This window comes from Pseudoalteromonas sp. NEC-BIFX-2020_015 (assembly GCF_012952265.1).
GTDB classification, from domain to species: Bacteria; Pseudomonadota; Gammaproteobacteria; order Enterobacterales; family Alteromonadaceae; genus Pseudoalteromonas; species Pseudoalteromonas neustonica.
Window position 1 is genome coordinate 256672 of sequence record NZ_JABCJL010000001.1, and the last position, 25409, is coordinate 282080.

Annotated in this window: 24 protein-coding genes; 19 read left to right on the top strand and 5 right to left on the bottom strand. The window is 35.8% G+C overall.

Features of this window, described 5'->3' with window-relative positions; all coding sequences use genetic code 11:
* Nucleotides 1-13: 13 nt before the first annotated feature.
* Nucleotides 14-649: a TetR/AcrR family transcriptional regulator gene (locus HH219_RS01115; protein WP_169326438.1), complete on the bottom strand. Its 636-nt coding sequence runs from the start codon at nucleotides 647-649 to the stop codon at nucleotides 14-16.
* A gap of 446 nt (nucleotides 650-1095) precedes the next feature.
* Between HH219_RS01115 and rmf the strand changes: the two genes are divergently transcribed.
* Nucleotides 1096-1266: a ribosome modulation factor gene (rmf, locus tag HH219_RS01120; RefSeq protein WP_054204567.1), complete on the top strand. Its 171-nt coding sequence runs from the start codon at nucleotides 1096-1098 to the stop codon at nucleotides 1264-1266.
* Nucleotides 1267-1336: 70 nt separating this feature from the next.
* On the opposite strand, the gene fabA is transcribed toward rmf, so the two are convergent.
* Entirely contained in the window at nucleotides 1337-1852 is a 516-nt protein-coding gene (fabA, locus tag HH219_RS01125; protein WP_054204568.1) for a bifunctional 3-hydroxydecanoyl-ACP dehydratase/trans-2-decenoyl-ACP isomerase, read from the bottom strand.
* Nucleotides 1853-2204: 352 nt separating this feature from the next.
* Between fabA and HH219_RS01130 the strand changes: the two genes are divergently transcribed.
* The 4 genes from HH219_RS01130 to HH219_RS01145 all read left to right on the top strand — a co-directional run bounded on the left by HH219_RS01130 (nucleotide 2205) and on the right by HH219_RS01145 (nucleotide 5355).
* Nucleotides 2205-3062: a 6-carboxytetrahydropterin synthase gene (locus tag HH219_RS01130; protein ID WP_054204569.1), complete on the top strand. Its 858-nt coding sequence runs from the start codon at nucleotides 2205-2207 to the stop codon at nucleotides 3060-3062.
* The gene (locus HH219_RS01135) at nucleotides 3055-3870 is read left to right on the top strand and encodes a M23 family metallopeptidase (protein ID WP_169326379.1); all 816 of its coding nucleotides are present in this window, start codon (nucleotides 3055-3057) and stop codon (nucleotides 3868-3870) included. The genes HH219_RS01130 and HH219_RS01135 overlap by 8 nt, the downstream gene beginning before the upstream one ends.
* A gap of 5 nt (nucleotides 3871-3875) precedes the next feature.
* Nucleotides 3876-4313 (top strand): acyl-CoA thioesterase, encoded by a 438-nt coding sequence (locus HH219_RS01140; RefSeq protein WP_054204571.1) that lies wholly within the window; start codon nucleotides 3876-3878, stop codon nucleotides 4311-4313.
* Nucleotides 4314-4443: 130 nt separating this feature from the next.
* The gene (locus HH219_RS01145) at nucleotides 4444-5355 is read left to right on the top strand and encodes an endonuclease/exonuclease/phosphatase family protein (RefSeq protein WP_169326380.1); all 912 of its coding nucleotides are present in this window, start codon (nucleotides 4444-4446) and stop codon (nucleotides 5353-5355) included.
* 7 nt (nucleotides 5356-5362) lie between these two features.
* Here HH219_RS01145 and HH219_RS01150 read toward each other — a convergent pair whose 3' ends face one another.
* Complete coding sequence (locus HH219_RS01150; RefSeq protein ID WP_054204573.1) at nucleotides 5363-5749, bottom strand: response regulator; 387 nt, start codon at nucleotides 5747-5749, stop codon at nucleotides 5363-5365.
* The gene (locus HH219_RS01155; protein ID WP_316244662.1) at nucleotides 5749-6738 is read right to left on the bottom strand and encodes a glycosyltransferase family 2 protein; all 990 of its coding nucleotides are present in this window, start codon (nucleotides 6736-6738) and stop codon (nucleotides 5749-5751) included. The genes HH219_RS01150 and HH219_RS01155 overlap by 1 nt, the downstream gene beginning before the upstream one ends.
* A 151-nt stretch (nucleotides 6739-6889) precedes the next feature.
* On the opposite strand from HH219_RS01155, the gene HH219_RS01160 reads away from it, so the two are divergent.
* The 14 genes from HH219_RS01160 to HH219_RS01225 all read left to right on the top strand — a co-directional run bounded on the left by HH219_RS01160 (nucleotide 6890) and on the right by HH219_RS01225 (nucleotide 24403).
* Entirely contained in the window at nucleotides 6890-8041 is a 1152-nt protein-coding gene (locus HH219_RS01160) for a glycosyltransferase (protein WP_169326381.1), read from the top strand.
* Between the two features lie 8 nt (nucleotides 8042-8049).
* Nucleotides 8050-9468, top strand: coding sequence for an oligosaccharide flippase family protein (locus HH219_RS01165; RefSeq protein WP_169326382.1), 1419 nt, complete (start codon nucleotides 8050-8052; stop codon nucleotides 9466-9468).
* Nucleotides 9452-10807, top strand: a complete 1356-nt coding sequence (locus HH219_RS01170) for an O-antigen ligase family protein (protein ID WP_169326383.1) — start codon at nucleotides 9452-9454, stop codon at nucleotides 10805-10807. The genes HH219_RS01165 and HH219_RS01170 overlap by 17 nt, the downstream gene beginning before the upstream one ends.
* A 1-nt stretch (nucleotide 10808) precedes the next feature.
* Complete coding sequence (locus tag HH219_RS01175) at nucleotides 10809-11513, top strand: acyltransferase (protein WP_169326384.1); 705 nt, start codon at nucleotides 10809-10811, stop codon at nucleotides 11511-11513.
* 3 nt (nucleotides 11514-11516) lie between these two features.
* Nucleotides 11517-12659 (top strand): glycosyltransferase, encoded by a 1143-nt coding sequence (locus tag HH219_RS01180; RefSeq protein ID WP_169326385.1) that lies wholly within the window; start codon nucleotides 11517-11519, stop codon nucleotides 12657-12659.
* 185 nt (nucleotides 12660-12844) lie between these two features.
* Complete coding sequence (locus tag HH219_RS01185; RefSeq protein WP_054453546.1) at nucleotides 12845-14338, top strand: sugar transporter; 1494 nt, start codon at nucleotides 12845-12847, stop codon at nucleotides 14336-14338.
* Complete coding sequence (locus tag HH219_RS01190) at nucleotides 14335-15417, top strand: glycosyltransferase (protein WP_169326386.1); 1083 nt, start codon at nucleotides 14335-14337, stop codon at nucleotides 15415-15417. Before HH219_RS01185 ends, HH219_RS01190 begins: the two co-directional genes overlap by 4 nt.
* Nucleotides 15418-15427: 10 nt before the next feature.
* Entirely contained in the window at nucleotides 15428-17251 is a 1824-nt protein-coding gene (locus HH219_RS01195) for a sugar transferase (RefSeq protein WP_169326387.1), read from the top strand.
* Nucleotides 17252-17415: 164 nt separating this feature from the next.
* On the top strand, nucleotides 17416-17736 hold the full coding sequence (locus HH219_RS01200) for an STAS domain-containing protein (RefSeq protein WP_169326388.1): 321 nt from the start codon (nucleotides 17416-17418) through the stop codon (nucleotides 17734-17736).
* Nucleotides 17737-17745: 9 nt separating this feature from the next.
* Entirely contained in the window at nucleotides 17746-18618 is an 873-nt protein-coding gene (locus tag HH219_RS01205) for an OmpA family protein (RefSeq protein ID WP_235575728.1), read from the top strand.
* A gap of 1 nt (nucleotide 18619) precedes the next feature.
* The gene (locus tag HH219_RS01210) at nucleotides 18620-20704 is read left to right on the top strand and encodes an SLBB domain-containing protein (protein ID WP_169326389.1); all 2085 of its coding nucleotides are present in this window, start codon (nucleotides 18620-18622) and stop codon (nucleotides 20702-20704) included.
* Complete coding sequence (locus HH219_RS01215) at nucleotides 20701-21405, top strand: AAA family ATPase (protein ID WP_054204584.1); 705 nt, start codon at nucleotides 20701-20703, stop codon at nucleotides 21403-21405. Before HH219_RS01210 ends, HH219_RS01215 begins: the two co-directional genes overlap by 4 nt.
* 7 nt (nucleotides 21406-21412) lie before the next feature.
* Nucleotides 21413-22876, top strand: a complete 1464-nt coding sequence (locus HH219_RS01220; RefSeq protein ID WP_169326390.1) for a SpoIIE family protein phosphatase — start codon at nucleotides 21413-21415, stop codon at nucleotides 22874-22876.
* Between the two features lie 99 nt (nucleotides 22877-22975).
* Nucleotides 22976-24403, top strand: coding sequence for a sigma-54 dependent transcriptional regulator (locus HH219_RS01225; RefSeq protein WP_054204586.1), 1428 nt, complete (start codon nucleotides 22976-22978; stop codon nucleotides 24401-24403).
* On the opposite strand, the gene HH219_RS01230 is transcribed toward HH219_RS01225, so the two are convergent.
* Nucleotides 24372-25403: a glycosyltransferase family 4 protein gene (locus HH219_RS01230; protein ID WP_054453560.1), complete on the bottom strand. Its 1032-nt coding sequence runs from the start codon at nucleotides 25401-25403 to the stop codon at nucleotides 24372-24374. The two genes, HH219_RS01225 and HH219_RS01230, sit on opposite strands and share 32 nt — an antisense overlap.
* Between the last annotated feature and the right edge of the window lie 6 nt (nucleotides 25404-25409).

Consider the following 25409-nt stretch of genomic DNA (forward strand, 5'->3'; position numbering starts at 1 on the left):
ATAAAATGCGCAATTACCTAAGCAATGCGCGTAAAAACATTTCTGTGTAGAGCGTTAGTGGGTAGGGGGTTTTGGTTAGTTTTGCACGCATTACTGCACCTTCCCAGCCTATCCAAAAATACTCACTCATTTGGTGGGTATTAACAGTGCTTGAAATGACATTATTTTGCTGGGCTTGATCTAAACAAACCTGTATAAGGCTTTGCCATGATTCGTAGCATTGTACTAGTTTAGTGTTAAATTCATTATTTAAATGGTTTAACTCTTGATTTAGGTTACCAATTAAGCAACCTCGATTATAATCGTATTTATGCATCGAACGTGCAGCACTTTGTGTGAAATTAATAATGCGCTCTAAATACGGTGCATCACTTTGCGACAAGTAGCGATTGAGTTTGGCTATAAAGTAGCTGTTATAAGCATCAACAACCTCCAGTCCATAAGCTTCTTTACTGCTAAAATAATGGTAAAACGATCCTTTAGGCACACCTACTTTCTTTAAAATTGTATCGAGCCCTGTTGCACTAAAGCCAAATTCAGTGAGAGTTTCCACGCCTGCTGTAATCAATAATGCTTTTGTGTCGGCATTACTGCGATTAGCTTTTGGTGGGCGACCACGTCGCGGTTGCTGTTCGGTATTTTTTATCATATTCATATATTAGACCGATCGTATTTATTTGTGCAAGTATTAATTTTATTCGTAAAAATATTGCGATTGTTAACTTATTGATTATGTTTTTTTCGACAAAGTAAGAAATATAAGAACTTCTTTAGATTTAAATAGTTGAAATAAAATTGTCATAATTACATTTATTTTAGGAACTATCAGAGATATTGACTGGTCATAATTAAAGCACATGAGTACCTCTGATTGATTAGATTGCCGTAATTTTTGTATGAATATAAATCGCTGAGTCAGTGGTATAACCATATTGCTTTTTAAAATGTTAATTCATTTTTGCATCAGCAGCTTAGTTAATGTCAATTTATTTAATTGCATTTGTGATTTGAATTTAACAGTTTTATTAACTATTCATTAAATGTAGATGTCATAAACGCTACAAATATATAAATATAAAAGGTGAGGATTTACCTATGAAGAGACAGAAAAGAGATCGGTTAGAAAGAGCTCATTCTCAAGGCTTTAAAGCAGGCTTAGCAGGTCGTTCAAAAGACCTTTGCCCTTATCAACAAATAGATCCTAAATCAGAATGGTTAGGTGGTTGGCGTGAGGCGATAGATAGTCGTAACTTGTATAAGACCTAAAGGTTAGATCAAATTTAAGCAAAAACGCCTCGCTAAAATAGCGAGGCGTTTTTGCAGCAATGTTTTAAAATTAAAACGCGCTAGTATCTTGAAAAAGGCCTACTTTAAGATCTTTTGCTTCATAGATTACACGGCCATCAACTTCAACGGTGCCGTCAGCCATTCCCATGAATAAACGTCGTTTAATTACGCGCTTCATCGTTAAACGATAGGTGACTTTTTTAGCGGTAGGTAACACTTGGCCAGTAAATTTAACTTCACCTACACCTAAAGCACGACCAAGACCAGGACCACCTGACCAACCAAGGAAAAAGCCAACTAATTGCCACATCGCATCTAAACCAAGGCAACCAGGCATTACAGGGTCACCTTTAAAATGGCAATCAAAAAACCATAAGTCAGGGTTGATATCTAGCTCTGCAACTATTTCACCTTTACCGTGTTCACCACCATCATCAGTGATCGAAATGATGCGATCCATCATTAACATGTTATCACTTGGCAAGCGGCAATTGCCTTCACCAAACATATCGCCTTGACCACATAGGATCAAATCTTCTTTTGTATAGCTATTTTTAGGTTCCATAACACTTTTTCGTCGCTTAGAAATTGCAGAGTACTTTAGCGTACACTTGTACGCTAAACAACTCTGAGCAGTTAAAAAATAGTTTATTAGCACGTAAATCAATCTAAAAAGATAAATAACATGTTAATTTCACGTTTAAAATAAAAGAATTTTTATCAAATTCTGTCATTGAAACTTCAAAAAAATAGACGAAAAATTAAGGATGTGCTTAAACTTAATGTTGCATATATCTAATTACGTCTTATTTTCATTAATGCGTTAGTTAAATGGCTTTTAATTCAAACCTAAACTCGCTTCTTGAGGTGGTTTGGGTATAATTAGCCTGATTTTTTAACCAGTATAAAGGAAGTTTATGATCCTTTTTGTTAACGCACTTACAGTAATTGATTTTTCTTATCTGTGTAATAAACGAGGCGCAGTTGGCGAAAGCTGGATTGTTGATTTAACGTTGCACGGTCAATTAAATGAAGAGTCGATGGTTCTCGATTTTGGTTTAGTTAAAAAACAGATCAAAGGTATTATTGATGATTGTATTGATCATAAGCTAGCGATACCGTCAATTATTCAAGGTGAAGTAGTCGCATATGATGACTATAGAACACTTGATTGTACTTTTGGTGACGGCCATCACTTAGCGATGAGTGCGCCGCATCAAGCATTTTGTATGATCGATGCACCTGTTATTAATGAACAATCAGTCATCGACTTTTTAATCGCTACAATTATGCCGCAACTGCCTAGTAACATAGACAAAATCGAGATTGAACTAAAGCCTGAGCATAGTAAAAGCTTTTATTATCATTACAGTCATGGGCTTAAAAAGCATGACGGGAATTGCCAGCGTATTATTCATGGCCATCGGTCACAAATTGGTATTGCATTAGATGGTATGGCTATGCCTCGTTTACAAAAACAATGGGCTGATAAATGGCAAGATATCTATTTAGCGACCGCTGAAGATGAAATTAAAGCAGAGCAATTAATTCACATCACAGCAAAAAAAGATGATTTATGTTTTGCATATACGGCTGCCCAAGGTTATTTCGAAATGGTACTGAGTAAGGTTCGTTGCGATATTTTACCCGTAGATACAACCGTTGAATGTATTGCAGCTTACTTAGCTGAACAAGTTAAATTAGTACACCCTGATAATGATGTAAAGGTTACGGCATATGAAGGTGTCGCTAAAGGGTCAATTTGTTATGCGTAATTTTATTTTAGTAGGCGCATTATCAACATTAAGCTTTTTTAGCCAAGCAGTCGAATTAAAAGGCCATTTAACGCAAGGTGGTTTAGTCACCGGGCAGCTTGAAGACGCTACTTTGATAAAGTTTAATGGTGAGCCATTAAAAGTAACAAAGGAGGGTTTTTTTGCATTTGGCTTTGGCCGTGATTCGCAGCTTAAGCACACTTTATCGTGGGTTGATAGCAACAGCAAGGCACACGAGCAACCTATATTGATCACCAAGCGTGATTATAATATCGATAAAATCACCGGTGTAGCTAAAAAATATGTATCGCCACCTAAAGAGGTGAGTGCACGTATCAGCCGTGAAGCTGTTGCTGTTCGTAATGCACGAAAAGTAGATTCAGAACTAACCTACTTTTTAGATCCTGTTTATAAACCTGCCGAAGGAAGGATTTCGGGTGTTTATGGTAGTCAACGTTACTTTAATGGAGAACCCCGCTGGCCTCATTTTGGCTTAGATATTGCCAATAAAACGGGTAGTCCAGTATATGCGCCTGTGAGCGGTACTGTTGTTTTTGCTGATGTTGATTTGTATTATTCTGGCGGGACCTTGATTTTAGATCATGGCCATAGCGTTACATCAACTTATATTCATTTGAGTAAATTAGATGTAAAAGTAGGTGATAAAATTATCCGTGGGGAAAAAATAGCTGAAATAGGCGCTACAGGACGAGTGACTGGCCCGCATTTAGATTGGCGTTTTAATTGGAAGGGCGAACGCCTTGATCCAGCTCTTATGATGTTAGACACATTAGCAAACAAAAAGTAGAAACTATGACAACTGAAGTTAATCGTGAAAAGATTATTGCACAGCGAATTATTGATTCAACAACATCTGTTACTAAAACGGTATTCCCTGGACGGACTAATCACCACAATACTTTATTTGGTGGTGATGCATTAGCATGGATGGATGAAGTCGCATTTATTGCAGCGACTCGTTTTTGTCGAAAGCCACTAGTCACTATTTCATCTGATCGAGTCGACTTTAAAGAAGCAATTCCTGCAGGAACGTTTGCTGAATTAATCTCAAAAGTTGTTCACGTTGGTAATACAAGCTTAAGAGTCGATGTTGAAATATTTTTAGAGACTATGCATAAAGATAACAAACACTCAGCAATTACAGGAAGTTTTACCTTTGTGGCTGTTGATGATAACCATCGTCCGACACCTGTTGTATGTGACAAAATGATTTATGGTTTCGATAAATAAAAAGTATACGAATAAGCTTAAATTGGGCTTATTCGCAACACAAAAAGAACACATCATACTTAATTATTAAATAAATAATAATAAGCACCTGCTGTGAATCTTTACTAAAATAATTATCAAAGGAGGGATTATGGCAATATTTCTCGGTGGGGTTTATATTTTTGTATTGTTCTTGGCTTTTAACAAAATAGATAACTATGTGTTGGATTTAATAGCCTCTTTTAGAGGCCAGCTAATTTATTGCTTGGTCTCAATTAGTTTACTACTATTTCTGAAGATTAAAAAAACGGCTATGGTTTTATTAAGTATTTCTTTTGTTTTGCTTTTAGCTCACTATGCACCATTTCAAAGTAAATTTAACATAACAAAAGAAGATAAAATCACGGTTAAATTAATAAACCTGCATTACTATAATCAGCATATTAAAACTGTGCTACAAGATTTTTATGAAGAAAATACATGGGACATTTTAGTTCTTCAAGAGTTTAATGATACACATCGTAGTGAATTAACTAAGTTTAATGAACAATTTTCACTCTATGGGTATGACTCAGTAGAAGGCTCCCCGTTTGGTATTGTGGTTGTTTCTAGACTGCCAATTATATTTCGATATTTAAATACACAGGAAAATCGAAAGCTTGGTTATATTAAGTTAGGTTTTTTAAAAAATGACGAAGTACTGTATGGCTTTTTTTTACATCCACCTTCACCTCGTTCAAAAGAGCTTTGGATGCAACGGAACCAGTTACTTCGTGTGTTAACTACAGCTGTTACAAGTACTGATAGTAGTTGGTTTATAACAGGGGATTTAAATACAGTTAGCTGGTCTCGTTATTTTCCAAGTGATCTCGGTGAAACATGCGTTGACGCCTACGGTATTTATTCTAGCTGGTCTCCTTTTAGTCAGTTATTTAGTGAAGTTACAGGGGTACCGATTGATCACTGTATTGTAAGTGAAAACATTAAACTTAGAGAGGTCTATTTATCAACAATAAAAGGTAGTGATCATCGTTCTTTAACATTTAAAATGATTGAAAGGTAGATAATATTCACAGCATTTTTTTACGTAAACAACTATTTTCAATTAACAACCTAATAAGCATCACTAATTCAAAATTGTCCCATGGTTTGGATGTTATCAAATGAGCAATGTTTTGCTTAATCGCAGACTTAGATGTTTCTAAATCTGCATAACCTGTGAGCAACATTCGTGAGCAGTCAGGTTGGATCTGTTTAAACTGCTCTAGCAAATTCAAGCCATCAATATTTGGCATAAGCAAATCAGAAATAACCAGATCTATTTCATTTTCTTTCGCATACTTAATCGCCTCTAAAGGATTAGTAAATAGAATAAGAATAAAGTCTGCTTTGAGTAAGCGATTTAAAGCTCGTAAAATCGCTTCGTCATCATCGACTATCACAATAGTATGTGACATTATTTATTTCCTACAAGGCTTTTAAGATCATAAAGTAGGTGTTTAAAATTTCGTTTATGAGGAAATAAATAAAATGCTTTTTGAGAACACATTAATGCTTTGCCTCGCTTGCCGACTTCTCTGTAAAACTCGCCATAACATTCATTAATTCTAGCTTTAACTTTAGCATTTTCTAAAAAACTTAAGTTTTTGATATTACGATTAACAATTTCAACCATCGCGGTCAGTCTGTTAAGTCTATTTGCTGTGATTGAATTACTTCTCATTAAGTAATGCATAGCACATTGTTGTGAATAGGCAACATTTCCAATATTCGCTAGTTTTAACCAGCAATCTAAATCACTTGCGCTGGTTAGTTTATTATCAAAACATCCAGCCTCTATAATTGCGCTTCGACGGACCATGACTGTTGATGTGCCGACTACGTTTGCGTACATTAATTTACTCAGCGCATCATCAAAGGTTTTGTAATCATTTATAAGAGACTTACTTTTAGAAAAATTAGCTTCAGGCCAATACTCAAAGCACTTAATAATCTCTTTGCCATCTTCTGTTATGTGCATGTAATCTGTAAACGAGAGAACACAATCAATATTTTTTTTCATATAATTAAATTGTGAAAATAACTTATCCTCACACCAATAGTCATCAGCATCCAAAAAAGCTATATATTCTGATTGTGCTTTTTCAATTGCTAAGTTTCTAGCATTAACAACTCCTTGTCTGCTTTGTTTGATCAGTACAATCTGAGGGACAGTTTTTTGTTCATGTTCTATCCAGTCAACGCTACCATCTGTTGAACCGTCGTCGATAATAATAATCTCTACTAATATGTTTTTTTGCATAACAATACTATCGATACATTTAGCTAAGTAATCTATACAATTGTAATTTGGGATTATAACGCTAACATCAGGTTTCATATCCATTCTCTCTTTAATTACCTTAAGTAATACTACGCAATTACGAAGCCAAGATTTAATGCCCATTTAAACACTATTTTTAAGTTTTAATTTGTTAAACGCATTGCATTTTGCAAGTATTTTGCAAAGCGGTGATAATATGAGCGGTTTTAGTGGTTTTTTATAAGGCACGGATATTGCCACTTAATAGTTAATATATATTCTTTGGGAATTAACTATGAAACACATTGGCATCCTTGTACCAAGCTTTCCAATTGCATCTGAAACTTTTGTAATCACTGAAATTAACGCATTAGTAGCTACGGGTCATAAAGTGACTGTTATTACGTTTGAAAAAACAAAGCTGGTAACAGCTTTAGATATCAATGTTAATGTTGTAACAATAGATAAACCATCAATTATAAGCATCTCGAATTTTACTACAAAATTACCTACGCTTTTTAAAGCACTGAATTACTCAAATAAATTTAAATCTATTTCAACACCATCATTATTAGCTTATGGAAATGAGATTGCTCGTTTAATTAATAAATTCAATATAAACCATCTGCATTGTCACTTTATGCATGGTCCATTAGCTTATGGGATCATCGGCGCTAAAATTGCTGGGATCACTGTATCGTCTATAGGTCATGGCCACGATGTGTATGTTAATAAAGCTGATTTAGAGCAAAAAGTTGCATTGTGCGATTTCTCTGTTGCTGTATGCAAAGACATGGCTGACCAATTTAAGGAATACTCAAAAAACTCTATCAAGTTACTTCATTGTGGTATCAGCCTTGAGCAATTTAGGTTTTCACCTAGATCACTTAATGAGTCTGTTAAGTTATTATTTATTGGTCGTTTAGTGGAGAAAAAAGGCTTACAATTTTTATTACCTGCTTTAAAGCAACTGCCTAATGAATTCAATATTACTTTAGATGTAGTAGGGGACGGCCCAATGTTAAATGATTTGATTTATATGGCTGAGAAACTAGGAATTCGAGATCAAATCAAATTTTTAGGCAAAAAGTCTCCTGATTGGATCGCTCAAAATACTATCGAATACTCTGCACTTATCGCTCCATTTTGCATTGCTAACAATGGCGACCGTGATACAGGTCCCGTTGTATTAAAAGAAGCTATGGCCTGCGGTGTACCCGTACTAACCACTAGCCTTATGGGGGCGAATGAAATAGTAACTAATCAAGTAGGTTATAAATGCTTACCAGGGAGTATTTCTGATATCACAAAAATGATCTATAAGTTTTACTTGCTAACACCACATCAACGCTTTGAAATGGGCCAAAATGCAAAGAAACTTGTTGCTAAACAATTTAATGCAACGCATCAGGCAAAAAAACTCTCACAATGGGTGCAAGCCCTATAGGAGAGCCTATGACAGGCTTAAAGCAAATACTATATTTTGGTATATCTGTTGTCGTTGTTAAAGGACTTGGGTTTTTATTACTGCCAGTAACTACAAGGCTTTTAGATTTAACAGAGTTTGGGGAATTAAACTTTTTGGTTTCTGTCTCCTCAGTGTGTTCACTTTTGCTATGTTTAGGTTTGCCAGAGCTTTTATTTAAACAACAGTATAATGACAACCGATTAAAGCTTGCTTTGTTTAGAGATTGTTTAGTTTTAAGCGCTGTTGTTTGTAGTTTATTTATTGTAATTGCTTTGATTTTTACACATAAAATTATTGTGCATTTACCTGCTAATGTAGCACCACTTGATTTTCAACTGTTATGTATCAACTTGTCCTTATCCGCTTTACTAGCAATACCTTATACATATTTTAGAGTTTACAATTTAGCTAAACATTATTGCGTATTAGCCGTCTGCCATGGTTTATTACAAACTGTAGTTACGATCTCATTATTACTTTTGGGAAAAGGCATCACCGGTGTCATGTTTTCAGGAATGATCAGCACGTTACTGATTTTGCTCATTGCGCTATTTTTTGTAATAAAAAAATTAACAATTACCTATGCATCCATTTCATGGCGACTCAATAAACAACATAGCGCTTTTTTATTGGCTATCATAGTATCGTCACTATGTGTGTACGCTGGCAATGGCGCTGAAAACTGGTTTATTGTTGCGCATGAGGGAGAAGCCGTCTTAGCCCAATATTATGTTGCTGTACAGTTTGCAGTTATGACTTCTTTCACGTTCGAACCAATTAGAATGTGGTGGTTTGCCAAGCGTTTTGACTTTATAAAAGAAGACAAAGTTAGCTACAGTTTTAGTGCGGTGCGCAGTCTTAATATTGGTTTAGCGTTATGCGCTATTATGTTGATACTAGCTCCAATATTATTCAATCTGGTTTTACCTTCAGCATATCAAACAAACACTTGGTGGTTACCCGCCTTAATAATTATTGTTGCAATAAGGCATCATAGCGATATTTTAAATATAGGCTGTTTTATGCATAAAAATGGCTTGTACGTAACATTAATAAATGCATGTGCAGCAGTAATAGCAATGATTGGGTTATGGTTTTTGGTTGCAAATGAAGGTGTTGACGGTGCAATTTTAGCATTGTTAATAATGCAGTTATTTAAAGCAGCCAGTTTTTTTGTGATAAGCCAACGACTTGAAAAAATACAAATTAACGTCAAAGACTTAATAGTGAGTTGGATTTCACTTGCTTGTTTGTTCTGTAGCGTAGTCTTTTACCCACAATGGTTTGTTTTACATATTGGTATCCTCACTGCATTTTTAGTTTTTCTTTCATTACTCTATAAAACAGATATTCAGCGAGTAATTAAAGCTTTCCCTACAAGGCATGTTGATGCATCGATTTTATAAAAATAATAGTCATCTTATTAATGCAAGCTTAGTTACATTTTTAGTAGTTGGGTTGTATCTTCAACTGGGTCCTATTGCTGTATTTGCTTTTTTGATTCTACCTTTTGCCGCATTTACAGCAGTTAAAGTAAGTGTGGCCTTTATTATTTTATTTATTTTATTTAGTTATTTTAGACTACACGAAGCATTCCCTGTGCTAATGCCTCTGAAGATCCCCAAGCTTTTAGCATTGGCGTCTATTTTAGGGATCGTGTGGCATTTATTTATTTCAAAAAAACTTAAGCCACATTGGAGTACAACTCATCTAATTTTTGTAATTTGGTTTGTGTGGCTCACAGTGTGTGTATTTAGTGCTTCAAATAAAGGGATCGCAATAGAATATTGGTCAGGTGTATTGGTCAAAGTGCTAATTATGGTTTTCGCTATTAGTTGGTGGATGACATCTCTTTCTCATTTTAATAGTGTTCGCCTAGGTATTATGGTGTCGGGGGTTACCATAGCAATTGTTGCTTTAAGCAATAAAATCAATGGTATTGGCCTAGTAGAAGGCACTCGGGTTACGATTTCTCGCGATATTCGCTCTCAATTAGGCGACCCAAATGATTTGTCTTTAGTATTGATGTTTCCAGTCTCTTTTTTAGCCGCCGAGATGTTTAACACAAATGCACACTCGTTGCGTAGATTGCTAGCTGCAATCGGTTTGCTATTAGCAATATCAGGAGTTATAGCAACACAAAGCCGAGGAGGGTTACTCGGTATTGCTGCAATTATATGTTTTTTCTTATACCAAAAAATTAAAAATCCGCTAATCGTTGCTGGTATCGGCGTAGTGGGGATGTTGGTACTTATGATTTTTGCCGGTATTACTGATCGTCAAAGCGGAGGGGCTCAAGAAGGCGGCGTTGATGAGTCGGCAATGGGACGTATTTATGCATGGCAAGCGGCTATTAATATGGCGCTTGCTAATCCTTTAACAGGGGTTGGAGTGAATAACTTCTTTGTTAATTATTACTTTTACAGTCCGCATTGGGATGGCAAGAATCATGCAGTGCATAGTACATGGTTTCAAGTATTAGGAGAAACGGGCTTTGTTGGACTATGTATTTTCATTCTAGTTATAGTCAGCATTTATAGAAGTTTGTCGCGAGTTTTTACGCTTATAAAAATTAACCGTAACGACAACATTGCAATAAATGCTTCGGCACTAAAAGCCGGTTTAATTGGCTTTATGGTATCTGGAACCTTTTTAACTCAAGCATTTACTTGGCCTTTGTACATAATTTTAGCACTGACAATTGCATTAGAAAAGCTTGCACTTGAAAGTCAAAAGGAGTTATAACATGATTTTAAATTTCAAAATGTGGTTAAAAAATAGTGATAGTTCATTAGCTAAGTCACTTTTTAAAATCGCAAAAACCATTCGAAATCCGCAAATGTTCGTCATTCCAGGTTTGCATTTTGCGATCTATAAATTACATAATTTTCTCATTGCAGTGCTGAGTGAATTAATGCGCATTTTTTATTTTACGCCACTTTTCAAAAGCCAAATTAAGGGTTCAAAACAAGGGCTCTTCCTTTATTCCGGTATGCCGCAACTACTGGGTAATATTGAAATTAGTTGCGGTAATAATAATCGCATTTCGGGAATAAGTACGTTTTGTGCAAGAGGGAGTAACGGTATGACGCCGAAACTTATTATTGGAAACAACGTTGATATTGGATGGCAAAATGCATTTTCAGTAGGTCGATTAATTGTGCTTGAAGATGATGTACGCCTAGCTGGACGTGTCTTTTTAGCTGGTTTCCCAGGGCACCCAATTGACTGTGATAAACGCGCAGCAGGCTTACCCGATGATGAGTCTCAAGTAGGTGATATAGTCATAAAACAAGGCGCATGGATCGGCACAGGCGTTACTATTCTCGCTGGCGTAACAATAGGTCGCGGGGCAATAATTGGGGCAGGCAGTGTAGTAACCAAAGATGTTCCAGCAATGACTATCGCTGCGGGTAATCCAGCTAAAGTCGTAAAAAATATAGAGGGCTGATATATGAAGTTTGTTGTTTTTGGAGAAGATTGGGGGAGACACCCAAGTAGTACTCAGCACCTGTTTAAAGAATTATCTGAAAAGCATGAAGTGCATTGGATAAATTCAATCGGAATGAGGAAGCCAAGCATTAAAGTTGCTGATATTAAAAGAGTTCTCCAAAAGTTTATGCAACTCTTTAGCAGCAATACGAACAAAAAAAATCAAGCAACGTCTGCTGATAACGATAAGTTAATGAAAGTGTATAATTTATTTATTTTACCATGGCATGACTTTAATTTAGCGAGGATGTTTAACCGTTATTTATTTTCACGCTGTTCATTCTTAAATGAACAGCCTATTATTTATTGGTTAAGCGTACCCACTGCCATTTCTCTAATATCCCCACGAAAAGGAATCGATCGTGTTGTTTATTATTGTGGTGATGATTTTAGCGCATTAGCGGGGGTTGATCATCAAATGGTTGAGCCATTTGAATCTGCATTGATAAAAAAAGCTGATTTAATCTACGTTATTAGCGATTTTTTGGCTGATAAAATGCCCAAAGAAAAAGTAGAATTACTAACTCATGGTGTTGATTTTGATTTATTTCATAACAGAGCAGTAAAAGCAATTGAGCTCAAAGGCATAAATAAACCAAAAATAGGCTTTTATGGCTCTTTAAATGCTTGGCTAGATAAAGCGCTATTATACAAATTAGCTACCAGTCGTACTCAATATGAGCTGGTTCTTGTTGGAAATATAAGCGATGATTTTAGCGACTTGTTGGCGCTTTCCAATGTGACGCATATAAATGCTGTTGATCATGCTAGGCTTGCTCAATTTTCACAACATTGGCAAGTTTCGTTACTCCCTTTTATAGATAATGAGCAAATAAGAGCTTGTGATCCCCTCAAACTAAAGGAATACCTTGCATGTGGTACTCCGATCGTAGCCACCAGTTTTCCCGCTGTAAATAAATACCAAGAAACTATTTTAGTTGCTCATGATCATGATGGATTTATAACACGCGTTGATATAGCAGTTCAATTAAGCTGCGCAACTGAATTCTCTTTCAGCGAGATACAGTCAAACTTAGCAAGTAACCACAGCTGGCAATCGAAAGCATCATTAGTGGAATCCCATTTAGTAAATCTCAGCGACTAAATTTGCCTGATTTAATCTGAACCTCAAATTTTACTGTTGGTGTGCTTATTCCTCTAAATTTTTCATCATTGTGGCTCACAACCTGCAGCTATTAATTTAATAGTTTGTTTTAGAGATGAGTTTCTCAAAATGCAAATAGATTCGAGAAACGAATTAGCAAAATGCGAAATATCGGTGGTAAATAGATGTTGGTAAAAGAGCAAATTAAAAGGTTACTTTATTTGGCGCTGTACGCTCTGTACACCCGCGCTAAACTATTTATGATCCCGCTATGCATTGTACCTATTGTCGTTTTCGTTATGTCAGCAACTGCACAAAAGCAATACATGAATCATGCAACAATTTTAATTGAAGAATCTGCATTACTAAATCCTTATTTAGATGATTTATCTTTTTCTTTTCAATTGTCTGACCGTATGGCCGCACTTCGCACATTAGTAATAAGTCGTAAAGTCTTGATTACTGTAGCAAGGGAAACTGAACTAATTAATGAAAACTCAAAGCCAAAAGAAGTTGAAGAAATACATCAAAAATTAGCAAAAGCGCTGTCATTATCTTTAATTGGCGATGAATTAGTACGTGTTAATTTTACTTGGCATGACCAGACACAAATGAAAGCAGTACTGGAAAAAATCGTTGAGAAATTTATAGAAAGCTTGCTTGCACCAACTAAAGCCTCACTTGATACATCTGAGCAATTTTTTTATCAACAGCTAGTGAGTTTAAGAGATGAACTGGAACTATCTGAAGAGTTGCTTGCTCAATTTAAAGCTAAAAATAGCAGCACGTTACCAGCCGTTTTACACAGTAACCGTCAGACATTTGATAAATTACTATCAGATCAGCAACAGAAATCTATCGTACTTTCAGGGGCTAAAGCTAAACTTAAAGCACTAATGAACAAAATGGGACAAGCAAACCCCATTCTTGGACGAATTGAAGAGAAAATAATTAGAACTGAATCAGAACTGAGTACATTAAGATCACGCTATACCGACAAACACAGTAAAGTTGTTGAAAAAAAAAGGGCACTTACGAATCTTAAAAACCGACAGCAGGCTTTACTTGAAACCAGTAAAGAGGTTGATATAGAGAACATCGATCAACTTTGGCAAATGGTTAATACCTTACCCACAGATAAAAATAACGAAACCAGTGTTTTAGTTTCACAACTTTTAGCACTTGAAGAGGCAAAGAATCAAGTACTTCAGCAAGAGCAGGAATTCGAGATGCTTTCTGAGCAAGTTGAACTGGTTAGCAATCGGCTATTAGTAACGAGCGATGTTGAAAAGCAATTAAGAAAATTAGAGCGTGACTATGACGTGAAGCAGTCACTTTATAAAGACATGCTGAGCCGTTACGAAATGGCCAAAGTCACGGGTAAGTTAGTTAAATATGAAGGCCCGGATAAAGTTAAAAATATCGAGCGGGCATATAGTCCTACTCAGCCAATTAATACTTCACTTATTTTATCAAGTATCGTGGGAGTGTTTCTAGGTATTTTTACAGGTATAGCGAGTGTGTTCGTTGCTGTACTTTGTGATAGTAGATTGAAGGATATACAGACTATTGAAAAGCTAGCATGTTGTGAAGTCGTTACAGTATTACCAATTATTGATAACGATTTTGAGTTTGAACACAGTGATCAAAATATGGTGAAAGAGGGTGAATTATCATGAAGGTTATGCACTTAGTACAACATCTTAAAATTGGTGGTCTTGAAAAAATGGCCGTCACTTTATTACAAAAAAGTCGTTATAGCCAAAGTAGCATTATTGTCGCTTTAGAAGGAGATAAAGACACCGCTATAGCTTCGTGGCCTGAACTTGCTGAGCTTAATCCACAAATAATCTGTTTAGACAAACAACCTGGCTTTAAACTGGATGTTGTAAACAAACTAGTTGAGTTAGTTGAGCAATACAATATTAATATTATTCATAGCCATCATATTGGACCAATGCTTTACGGAGGTCTTGCCTGTGTTTCAGCTAAGAATAACCAACTTAAGCACCTATCGACAGTACATGATGCATGGTATTTAAATAACTTTAAACAACGTTTTATTACTAAAGCGCTAAATAGTTTATCAAATGTACACTGGGTTGCCGATGCAAAAGTTGTTGCTGATGACTTCCATTCAAAAACAGCCATTAACACAGACTCAACTATTTTAAATGGCGTTGATTGCTGTAAGTTTTCATCAATTGACAGTGATCATGCACGATATGAATTCAGCTTACCTAAATTTGCAACACTCATTGGATGTTCTGCACGTTTAGAGGAAGGTAAAGGACATAAAGATCTAATCATGAGCTTGCTGGATCTTCCTAGCGATTATCATTTAGTTTTTGCCGGTGATGGGAGTTTAAAAAGCACATTAAATGCTTTGACTTTGAAAATGGGTTTACAAGAACGGGTTCACTTTCTAGGGAACGTTCAGAATATGGAAGTCTTTTATTCCAGTATTGATGTTATGTGTTTGTTTTCACAACGAGAAGGACTGCCATTATCTATATTAGAAGCTATGGCATGTGGTAAACCTATCGTTGCCTCTGATGTAGGTGGTATTCATGAAGTAGTAACTCCAGAGCAAGGTATTCTAGTGTCTGCATCAGAGCCTCATAATTTAGCTCCCGCGTTGATTAAAGCAACAACTCTAATAAGTGGTATGCCAATTCGAAATCATGTTATAGCTCTTGCAGATGCTAAGGGAATGAGTAGCCAATACGATAACTTATATGCAGGTTTGACAGTTTAAGGAATAAAAAATGGAAATATTTATGGTTATCTTCATTTTGTTGGTGAGTATCGTATTATACCACCACTTAGGCTATCCATTACTACTCAGGTTATTAAAACCAGAGCTTGCTTCGCAGCCTCAAGATAAAGCGACAGACAATACTGCGGTAAATACGGATGAATTACCCACTATTGCAATATTAATGTGTGTTTATAATGAACAGGCACATATAAGTGAAAAGCTGCATAACCTTGCTTCTTTACTTTATCCGACAACAAAATTTGATATACATGTCTATTTCGATGGTTGTACAGATAATAGCTTTGATTTAGCGCAAAAGGCTCAAGCATCTCTTTTTGATCAACAAGTAAACTGTTTTTTTCATGTAAACCCAGATAACCAAGGGAAAATTAAAGGTATTAATACCTTAATAAATATTGCTCGTTCACAATACGATATTTTATTGTTTTCAGATGTTAGTGCATTACTAAGCATTGATGCATTAAATAAAATCGCAAACCAATTTGAAGACCCTGATGTTACCGTGACCACCGGGCTATATACACTTGATGAAGCAGCGACAAATGAACAAAAAGGTTACTGGCAATATCAAAATAAACTTAAACAGATGGAATCTGAACGTGGTGCTGTAATTGGAGTGCCTGGTGCAATGTTTGCGATGAGATCTGATCATGCATTTGAGCTTGAGAATGGAACAATTAATGACGATTTTGTCTTATCTATGCGAGCTATGCAAAGTGGCGGCAAAGCAGTCATCGATAAAGATATTGTTATATATGAATTGGACTCGGATCAACAAGCACAAGACTATGCTCGTCGCGTGAGGTTGGGGGCTGGTAACTGGCAGCAAATAAAATCTTTAATGTCATTGCTCAACCCTAGGTTAGGCTGGACGTTTATTAACTTTTTTTCGCATAAAGTACTGCGCGGGGTGATGCCGCTAATCTTAGCTGCAATTTATATTACCGTTTTTTGTGCTGCAATACTTATCCATGCACCTTGGGCTATATTAATAAGTACTGGAATAATAACGATACATAGTATTGACTTTATAAAACGCCTTTTTAATGTGCAAAAAAAAATCCCCATTGTCGACAAAGTTATCTATATCATCAATAGCTATTTTATGGCGCTCTTAGGCATTATTAAATATGAATTTGGTAGTTTTAATAAGCCATGGCGACGTGTAAATACATTATCGAAACAAAAATTTCCGGTAGTTAGAGTTATTAAGCGAGTAATTGATATCATTGGGTCAATTGTTGGGTTAGTTCTTGTGCTTCCTATTCTGCTTACTACAGCCATAGTTATTAAATCAACGTCGAAAGGGCCTGTGCTATTTAAACAATTTAGGGTTGGTGAAAGCACAGATACATTCGTCTCTTTATTCAATGTTTATAAATTTCGCTCGATGGTTGTTGATGCTGAAGCTGTAAGTGGTGCTGTCTGGGCTTCGAAAGATGACCCTCGGATAACGCCGGTTGGTCGCTTTATTCGTAAAACCCGAATTGATGAATTGCCGCAATTGTGGAATGTATTACGAGGCGATATGTCTTTAATAGGCCCAAGACCAGAAAGGCCTATATTTTACGGTAAATTAGAAAAAGAGATCCCATACTTTTGTCAACGAACTTATGGCATCAAACCCGGCATATCAGGCCTTGCGCAAGTAATGAATGGTTATGATGAAACCTTAGAAGATGCGAGAAATAAAATAGGGTGGGATTATGCCTATGTACTCAGTTTATCGTCGCCAATGTCCTGGTTAAAAATGGAAATATCAATTTTAACTAAAACTTTTATCGTTGTTTTTACTGGGAAAGGGCAATAAAGCCGCCAAACAAGTTCGCAAAATGCAAAGGATGACTATAGTTATGTTGCATTTTGCGTATTTATTTTCATTCCTTAATCTTTATCATTTATATATCAATAAGTTAAACATTGGCACTTAAGTTGTACTATATTTAATTAGCTAACAACATAAAGGTTAATATTATGACTTCATCAACTAATGAAAATAGCGATATTCAAATTATCGCACTCCCCACAGATTTCTCAGGCCTAACCGTCGATACATTTAAAGATCAATTTGAGCAATTAGCTCACAGTCCTGAACCGCAGATTATTTTAGACTTCTCTAAAACTGAATTTATTGATTCATCAGGTATTGGTGCGATGGTCTTTTTATATAAGCGCATTGAAAAAAATGGACAAAAACTAGCTTTGCTAAACGTATCAGGGCAACCCCATAAACTGATGAGCTTGTTACGTGTAGATAAAACAATTCCATTTATCGAGCAGTCTGACGTAATTTAAGGACAAACTATGAATTTGAAGCACATAATATGTTTAGTTTTAATAATATTAATGGGAGGCTGTGCTTCTTGGCCAGATGAAGGGCAAGGTGGATGGGCTGAAAGATATCAAAATTACCCGTTAACGGATGAACAAGAAGATAGGATCTTCCAATCAGAAGAAACCCTCGTTATTAGTGAATTTGAGCACCAAGTACTAAAACTTGATTTACTTAAAGCTCAAGGGATTCAACAATGCATGCCAGGACAATTGCTTAGAGCACAAATCTATGAAAATCGTATTAGAAGATTAGTGTCTGCACAAATGTGGCAAGACGCAGAGCATGATTTATTAATACATCATCATGCTCTAACACAGTTGAGTAATCATTTTGAAACTGTAAGCAAAATGACATCTTGTGCGGGTGTAAAAGTTGAGGCTCAAGAAAAAGCAACACGGTCAATTAGAGATCAAATTAAAAACCTACTTAACAGTGATAATCAATTTGCTGTTGATGATTTTCAAATTACGCCTAAATACATGGCCCAGCTAGCACAGGCATCAGACTTAATTAAACAAGTTAAAAATATATCACTATTATTAATTGGTCATACTGATGAATCCGGCACTCGGAATGATAATTTTGAACTGGCACTCAAAAGAGCAGAAACAGTAAAGCATTGGCTTGGTATTTATGGTGTAAATCCTGAATACATAACAACCCTAACTCAAGGTAATCTAAAGCCTTATAGTAGTGATGCTGATTCATTTGCTAAACGTCACTCTGACAGAAGAGTCGAAGCGATTGTAATTGATATTACAGCAGATGATGAATCTACCAACCCTAAAGCTAAATCTTTATCTAATTGGACCAAAATATTAAATGGTCCGAAGGAGTATTAGTATGAAGTTTATTGTGATCATTTTAACTATTCTATTGAGCTATTCTAGTGTTTGCTTAAGTAATGAAAATAACACTAGAAATATTGAAGTGGGCAATAAATTATTTTTGTATTTACCTGGAGAACCTGAATTCGAAAATGTATTTGAAGTTAATAAAGACGGCACCATTTTATTACCTGAAATTGGTAAGGTGATTGTTATTAATAAACAAGTAAGTCAAGTTGAAGGTGAGTTAAAAACGCTCCTAAGCGATATTTATGTGGCAATGGAAGATTTTTACGTGGAAGTAAGATCTCGTGACATTATTATCAATGTATTAGGTTATGTTAATACTCCCTCACAAGTGAGTATCCCATTTGATGGAAATATTCAAATGGTTATATCTGCGGCGGGGGATTTAAAACCAGGGGCTCAGTTAGATCGTCTACAAATTCGTCGAGGTGAAGAAGTTATAGAGTTTAATTACAAAGCGTATCTTGATTCTGGTAATAGCAAATTACTGCCGAAACTTAAAAGTGCAGATACAGTATTTGTGCCAGTATCGCCATTACTTGGTAATGTACAAATTGACTTTGACGCACAAACATTAAGTGCATCTGGTGACGCAAGCGATAACAGTGCAATTACATTATTAGGAGAGGTTCATAATCCAGGAATTTTCTCTTTCAAAGAACAGATGAGCGTACTAGACGCTTTAATGAGAGCTGAAGGGGTAACACGTTACGCTGATGTAACTAAAATCCGTGTAATTAATGATAAAACGCCCATAATTTTTGATTTAAAAGCGTATCTTGATAAACCTAATAATGACACCATGCCTAGGTTAAAATCAGGTTCCACTGTATATGTCCCTATTATGGTTGATGATGTAAATACAACTTCACGCACTGTATATATAATGGGTGAAGTACAAAAACCTGGCGCTTATGAGGCAGCTGACAGCACTAATTTTTTGGATATATTAGCTAATGCAGGTGGACCAACTCGTTTTGCTGAAACTCGACAAATTAAAATATTAACACCTGATGGGGAAAGTATTCTTTTTGACCTTCAAGGTTATAGTGAAGGCTTAACGTCAGTAACAGTACCAGATTTGAACCCAGGTGATGTAATTTTTGTTCCAGAAAAAACAGATCAAAATGAAAAAAGCTGGCTTAAAATCCCACCCAAAAGAGCAATCAAAATTATTGGTGCTATTACATCCCCAGGTCGCTATGAATGGAGCACAGAGATGGACTTCACCGATTTACTAGCGCATGCGGGGGGGCCGACTAAAGGCGCAAACATTAATGATATAAAAATTGTCCGAAATGGTGATGTGACACAGCGCTTCGATTTAGAAAAATACACAATCACAGATGGCCAATTAACATTACCTCAATTAATTGCTGGTGACACAATTATTGTTGAAGAGTTACCCGTCGATCCTGGAAACAATAAGTCACAGTGGATACGTCAAGAATCTAGCAAGTCTATTTATATAATGGGTCAAGTTGGCTCTCCGGGTCGCTACGCATTTAATGACAACATGCACTTTATTGATATTTTAGCTGCGGCGGATGGTCCAAACGCAAACGCTGATCTTCGTAACATTAGAATCACCCATCGAAATGGCAATACAGCACGTGTTAGTAAACTTGACCTAGCCCTGTATTTTGAGACTGGCGATGAAACATTGTTTCCGCACGTTTTACCAGGCGACACCATATTCGTTCCAGAAAAAGATAAAGATTGGTTGCGTACTCCCAAAGAACAAGTAGTTAGAATTATGGGGGCTGTTCAAAAACCTGGGCGTTATACTTTTAATGACACAATGAGTATTCTTGATGCACTAGCCGAAGCTGGCGGTCCTTCAAGTTCGGCATTAATTGATAAAATAGTCGTTGTAAATCACTCTTGCTGCAAGGAGCAATCTAGGGTATTTGATTTAGAAGCTTTTGTTAAAAACCCAAACTCCGTAAATTTACCGGTATTGCGAGCGGGCGATACGTTATATGTACCTGATAAAGGTCAAGACTTACTTAGCCAGTTTAGATCCAACTTTCTTGATTTTGTAACAATAATTGCTTTAGTGGTTGGCCTATGAAACTAATTCCTGTTCAATATCAAGAGCTCGAAGAGGTGTGTAATGAAATTAATAGCCACCAAGCCCGATGCATAACTTTTATGTCATTATCTGGCGAAGAAGGCTCATCATCACTATGTGCAAGTATTGCAAGACGTCTTAATGCACAAGGAGCAAAAGTTTTAATCATTGATTTAAACCCGTTACATCCTTTTCAAATAGGGAACTCCTTACCATCTCTTAGCAACGAATGGTGCTTCAGCGATATTTCATGCCAACTGAACATTGTTAAGTATCAGCATGTTGACTTGTTGACGATGCAAAATTTAAGTGAAACTGAATCAGTCAAAAACAAGCAAATATTAAACGATGGAATTGATAGACTAAAACAAGAATACGACTATATTTTACTTGATATGTCACCTGCATTAAAACGAAACAGAGGGAATGTTCCATTGCATGCGCTTAGTTTATGCTCTGACTTAACACTTCTTACAGTTGCTTTAGGTGTGAATGATGAAGAATCATTATGCAGTGCTGTTAAGAATTTAAAACATGCGGCGCATAAACATATAAGAATAATTATTGGCCAGCATAAATTTGCACCACTAGGCGTTAGAATGATTGCTTCCTTAAAAGCAAGGCAGCATAAATGGCCACGACTTACACGTTTTTTAATTAATAAAATTAACCGCCAGCAATGGTTATTTCATCCCTATTGAGCCAATTATGGATACATTATATCAACGAAAGTTCACATTACAGTGGTCAGCAGTAAGCGAAATACGCCAAGTACTTAAACATGTTTTAACTGCTTTATCGGTACGTAATAGCGATATAGATTCTGCCGGTTTGGTGAGTACGGAATATTTAACAAATCTAATTCGTCATAATATGAGTGATGTAATAGAAAGCCTGACTTTAAAGATATATCGCAGCGATGATAAAAAAATTACTTTAGAGTTCATTGATAATTTAGAGCCATATGATTTATTCGCTAACAATGATTCAAACTGGGATATAGGGAGTGGGGAACTTGTTGAAGGGGGCATGGGAGTTGCTCTTATAAGGCATTACTATCCTAAAGCGTCATATCGTACTTATGAAGAATACAATTATTTCTCATTTACATTACAGAATATAGATAAGCGTCCTACGCTTATTTATATAGATGATGATAAAAGCCAACTCGCTTTGTTAGAGGCCTATTTAACACCTTATTTTCAGGTTATTACCTGTCTTGATATTGAATCAGGTTGGCAAGCAATTTTAACATCGGGCGCCACTATTTTATTACTCGATCACAAGCTAAAACAAGGCACATGTGAGCCGCTGCTAAAAAAATTAAACCAATCAAATTTAAAAATGCAACTATCAGTAGTGATGCTTACAGGGGATGATAGTGAAGAAGTTATAAGAACAATTAATCACCTTGGTGTTGATGATTACTTAATTAAGCCAGTAAAAAAGATGCGCCTATTACAAAGTATTGAGCGCGTTATACATCGTTTCTCGGCTTTAAAATATTATACATCCGATAACCAAACACCAGCAGTAATTGATATTGAAAATAATAGAAAAGCCCGTGTTTTTGGTTCAATAACGACCAATAATGGGGGGGATTTTTGTATGCTACCTGAACATGAACTACAGCCAATTGTATTGGGTGATATGATGGGACATGGCCTTCAGGCACTAAAAGAAAGTTTTGCTGTTAAAGGGTTCATAAGTGGTTATTTATCTAGTAATCCATCTCTTACCTCATTATTACCAAGTTTAAACAAAGCGCTTTATGATCAAAAAATATGTAAATCAAGCATAGTTACATTACTGATCGCCTTTATTAACAATAATCGCTTTTACTGGTTAAATGCAGGCCACCCATCACCAGTTATAATTACTAAAAAAGGGGAGATAATTGATTTAAAAGGCACAGATCCATTATTAGGTTTGTCAAAAGATCATCATTATAAGTTGTTTGATTATCCCATGGACGATATTGAGCATATATTACTTTACACTGACGGGTGGCTAGAGAATAGAGAAACTCAGCAAGATGATATTACTTCACTGCGTGTAAATTTGCCCGGGGGGGAATTAGCGCATAATGAATACGCAGAACAGCTTTGGCGTAGTACACAAGTATCGTTAACAAAAGAGATAGATGATGCGTCTTTGATAGTAATTAGCTAGCATTTTACTATTAGTGTTTACAAATCTACCTAATACACACTAAGCTGTAGTAAGAGATCCTATATTCTGTAGTTGGTTGTAACCAAAAGGAAGTACTTTATGCCCCCTAAAGTTTTAATAATAGAAGATACAGAATCTTTAGCACTTATGTACCAATCTTATTTAATTCCGACAGGTGTTAATACAAAGATTGCTCATACGGGTCAACAAGCGTTGGATGCCCTCGATGAATTTCAGCCTGATTTAGTTATTTTAGATGTAATGTTACCTGATATGAATGGCTTAGATATTTTATCTTCTTTTAGTACGGAAAATTCACCTCAAGTTATTGTGTTAACTGGCCATGCGACAAAAGAAATGGCTATACAAGCGATTAAGTTAGGTGCTAGTGATTTCTTAGAGAAACCTATTGAAGCAGATCGTTTTCGAATTACAGTTAATAATGCATTAAAGTTAAAAGCATTAAAACAAACAGTCAAAACTTATAAGACAACTTATGAAAATGGAAAATATTTTGATTTAATTGGTAGCTCTCGTGTTATGCAATCTGTTTATCAGATAATTAATTCTGCATCGGTAAGTAAAGCAACGGTATTTATAACTGGCGAAAGTGGAACCGGTAAAGAGTTATGCGCAAAAGCCGTACATTTAGCATCGCCTCGATCAAATAAACCTTTTGTAGCGTTGAATTGTGCTGCAATACCGAAAGATTTGATCGAAAGCGAAATTTTTGGCCATTTAAAAGGTGCATTTACCGGCGCAATATCGAATAGAGAAGGTGCAGCTGGCCAAGCGAACGGCGGAACTCTATTTTTAGATGAACTTTGCGAAATGGATATCAATCTGCAGAGTAAATTATTACGTTTTATTCAGACTGGATGCTATCAACAAGTTGGCAGTGAGAAAGAGACAAAAGTAGATGTACGTTTTGTTTGTGCAACGAATAGAGATCCATTGCTTGAAGTAGAAGCCGGGCGTTTTAGAGAGGATTTATATTATCGCTTACATGTAATTCCAATTTCATTGCCACCTTTAAGGGACCGTGAGAATGATGTAATAGAAGTTGCAGATGCATTATTTAAAAAGATCAGTAAAGAAGAAGGTCGCGTTTATAAAGGTATGTCTGCTGAAGTTAAAAGCTTATTTGAACGCTATGAGTGGCCTGGAAATGTAAGACAACTCGAAAATACTATTCGTAATATAATAGTCTTGAATAATGCCGAGTTTATTGAAATAAGTATGATCCCAATTTTTCCATCTACATCGCCTATTCATAACGCGGTTAATAAGCTTAACAGTGTTTCGCCTTTCAATCAGCATGAGCACATAAATGAAGAGCTAAACAAACCGGCAAAACTAAATGATAAAAACCAGATAGAGCCGTTATGGGTTGTGGAAAAACGCTACATCGAAAATGCAATTTCAATTTGCAATAACAATATCCCAAAGGCTGCTGCATTGTTGGATGTGAGTCCATCGACTATTTATAGAAAAATTAAAGGCTGGGAAGAGTCCGCGGTAAGCTAGTTTTATACGCCTGTTGTAATAAGTTAAATTGTAGATCGCCACAAAAGCGCGGTTTAGCTGATATTAATGCTGCGTTTTTTATTTTATTAATTTCCACTGAGCTCTGCTTGCTTATTAAGTTCAATACTCGATACATCTCTTGAACTGTATGATTCTTGAGTAAATAACCTGTAATGTTATTTTCAATAATGTTAGGTACTTCACCAACTGGCGTACTGACTACGAGAACATTATTGGCAATGGCTTCAATCAATACCATAGGTAAACCTTCTTCCAAAGAACAAATTAATAAAACATCGATAGTTTTCCATATTTTATCCTGGGGTTGTAAGCCATGGTAAGTTAGATAGCTAAGGTTCAGTTTGTCTTTCATTGGGCCTTCACCAAATAGATGAAACTGCACACCTAAGTTGTTTTTAAACATCTCTGAAAGTTGAGTAAATTTATCTGGTGCTTTTTCGTAAGATAAGCGCCCAACATAGCCAATATTCAAAATGCCGCCATTCATTTTTTGTACGTTAGATGACTTAAATTCAATAAAATTTTCGAGTAATTGTGCTTTATATATTTTGTTTTTTATAAGTGAAGATACAGCAAAATTGATGGAAAAATAGCTCATAAGGGTATCAAACTGATTATATAACCATACTTTACCTTTACCAGCTTCTCCTGCATGATAGGTAGAAACACAGCGCTTACCATGTAATTTGCAAATTAACTTACCGTATATACTCGCTTTGTAACCATGTGTATGTAAAACCGTATTTATATCTATTTGATTTACTAATCTGGCTGTCGTAGTGTAGCTGCCGTCCGAAAATGTATAGCTGATGTTAGCGTCATCTAGAAGCGCGTAAAAAGGTTCATTGTTATGATCTTGAATAAATAAAACTGTCGATGTTATCTGGTTTTTTTTTAAAAGTTTGTTAAGCTCAATTATATGGGTTTCTACACCACCTAACAGTGAAGAATCTATTAACAACAACACTTTATAATACATAACACC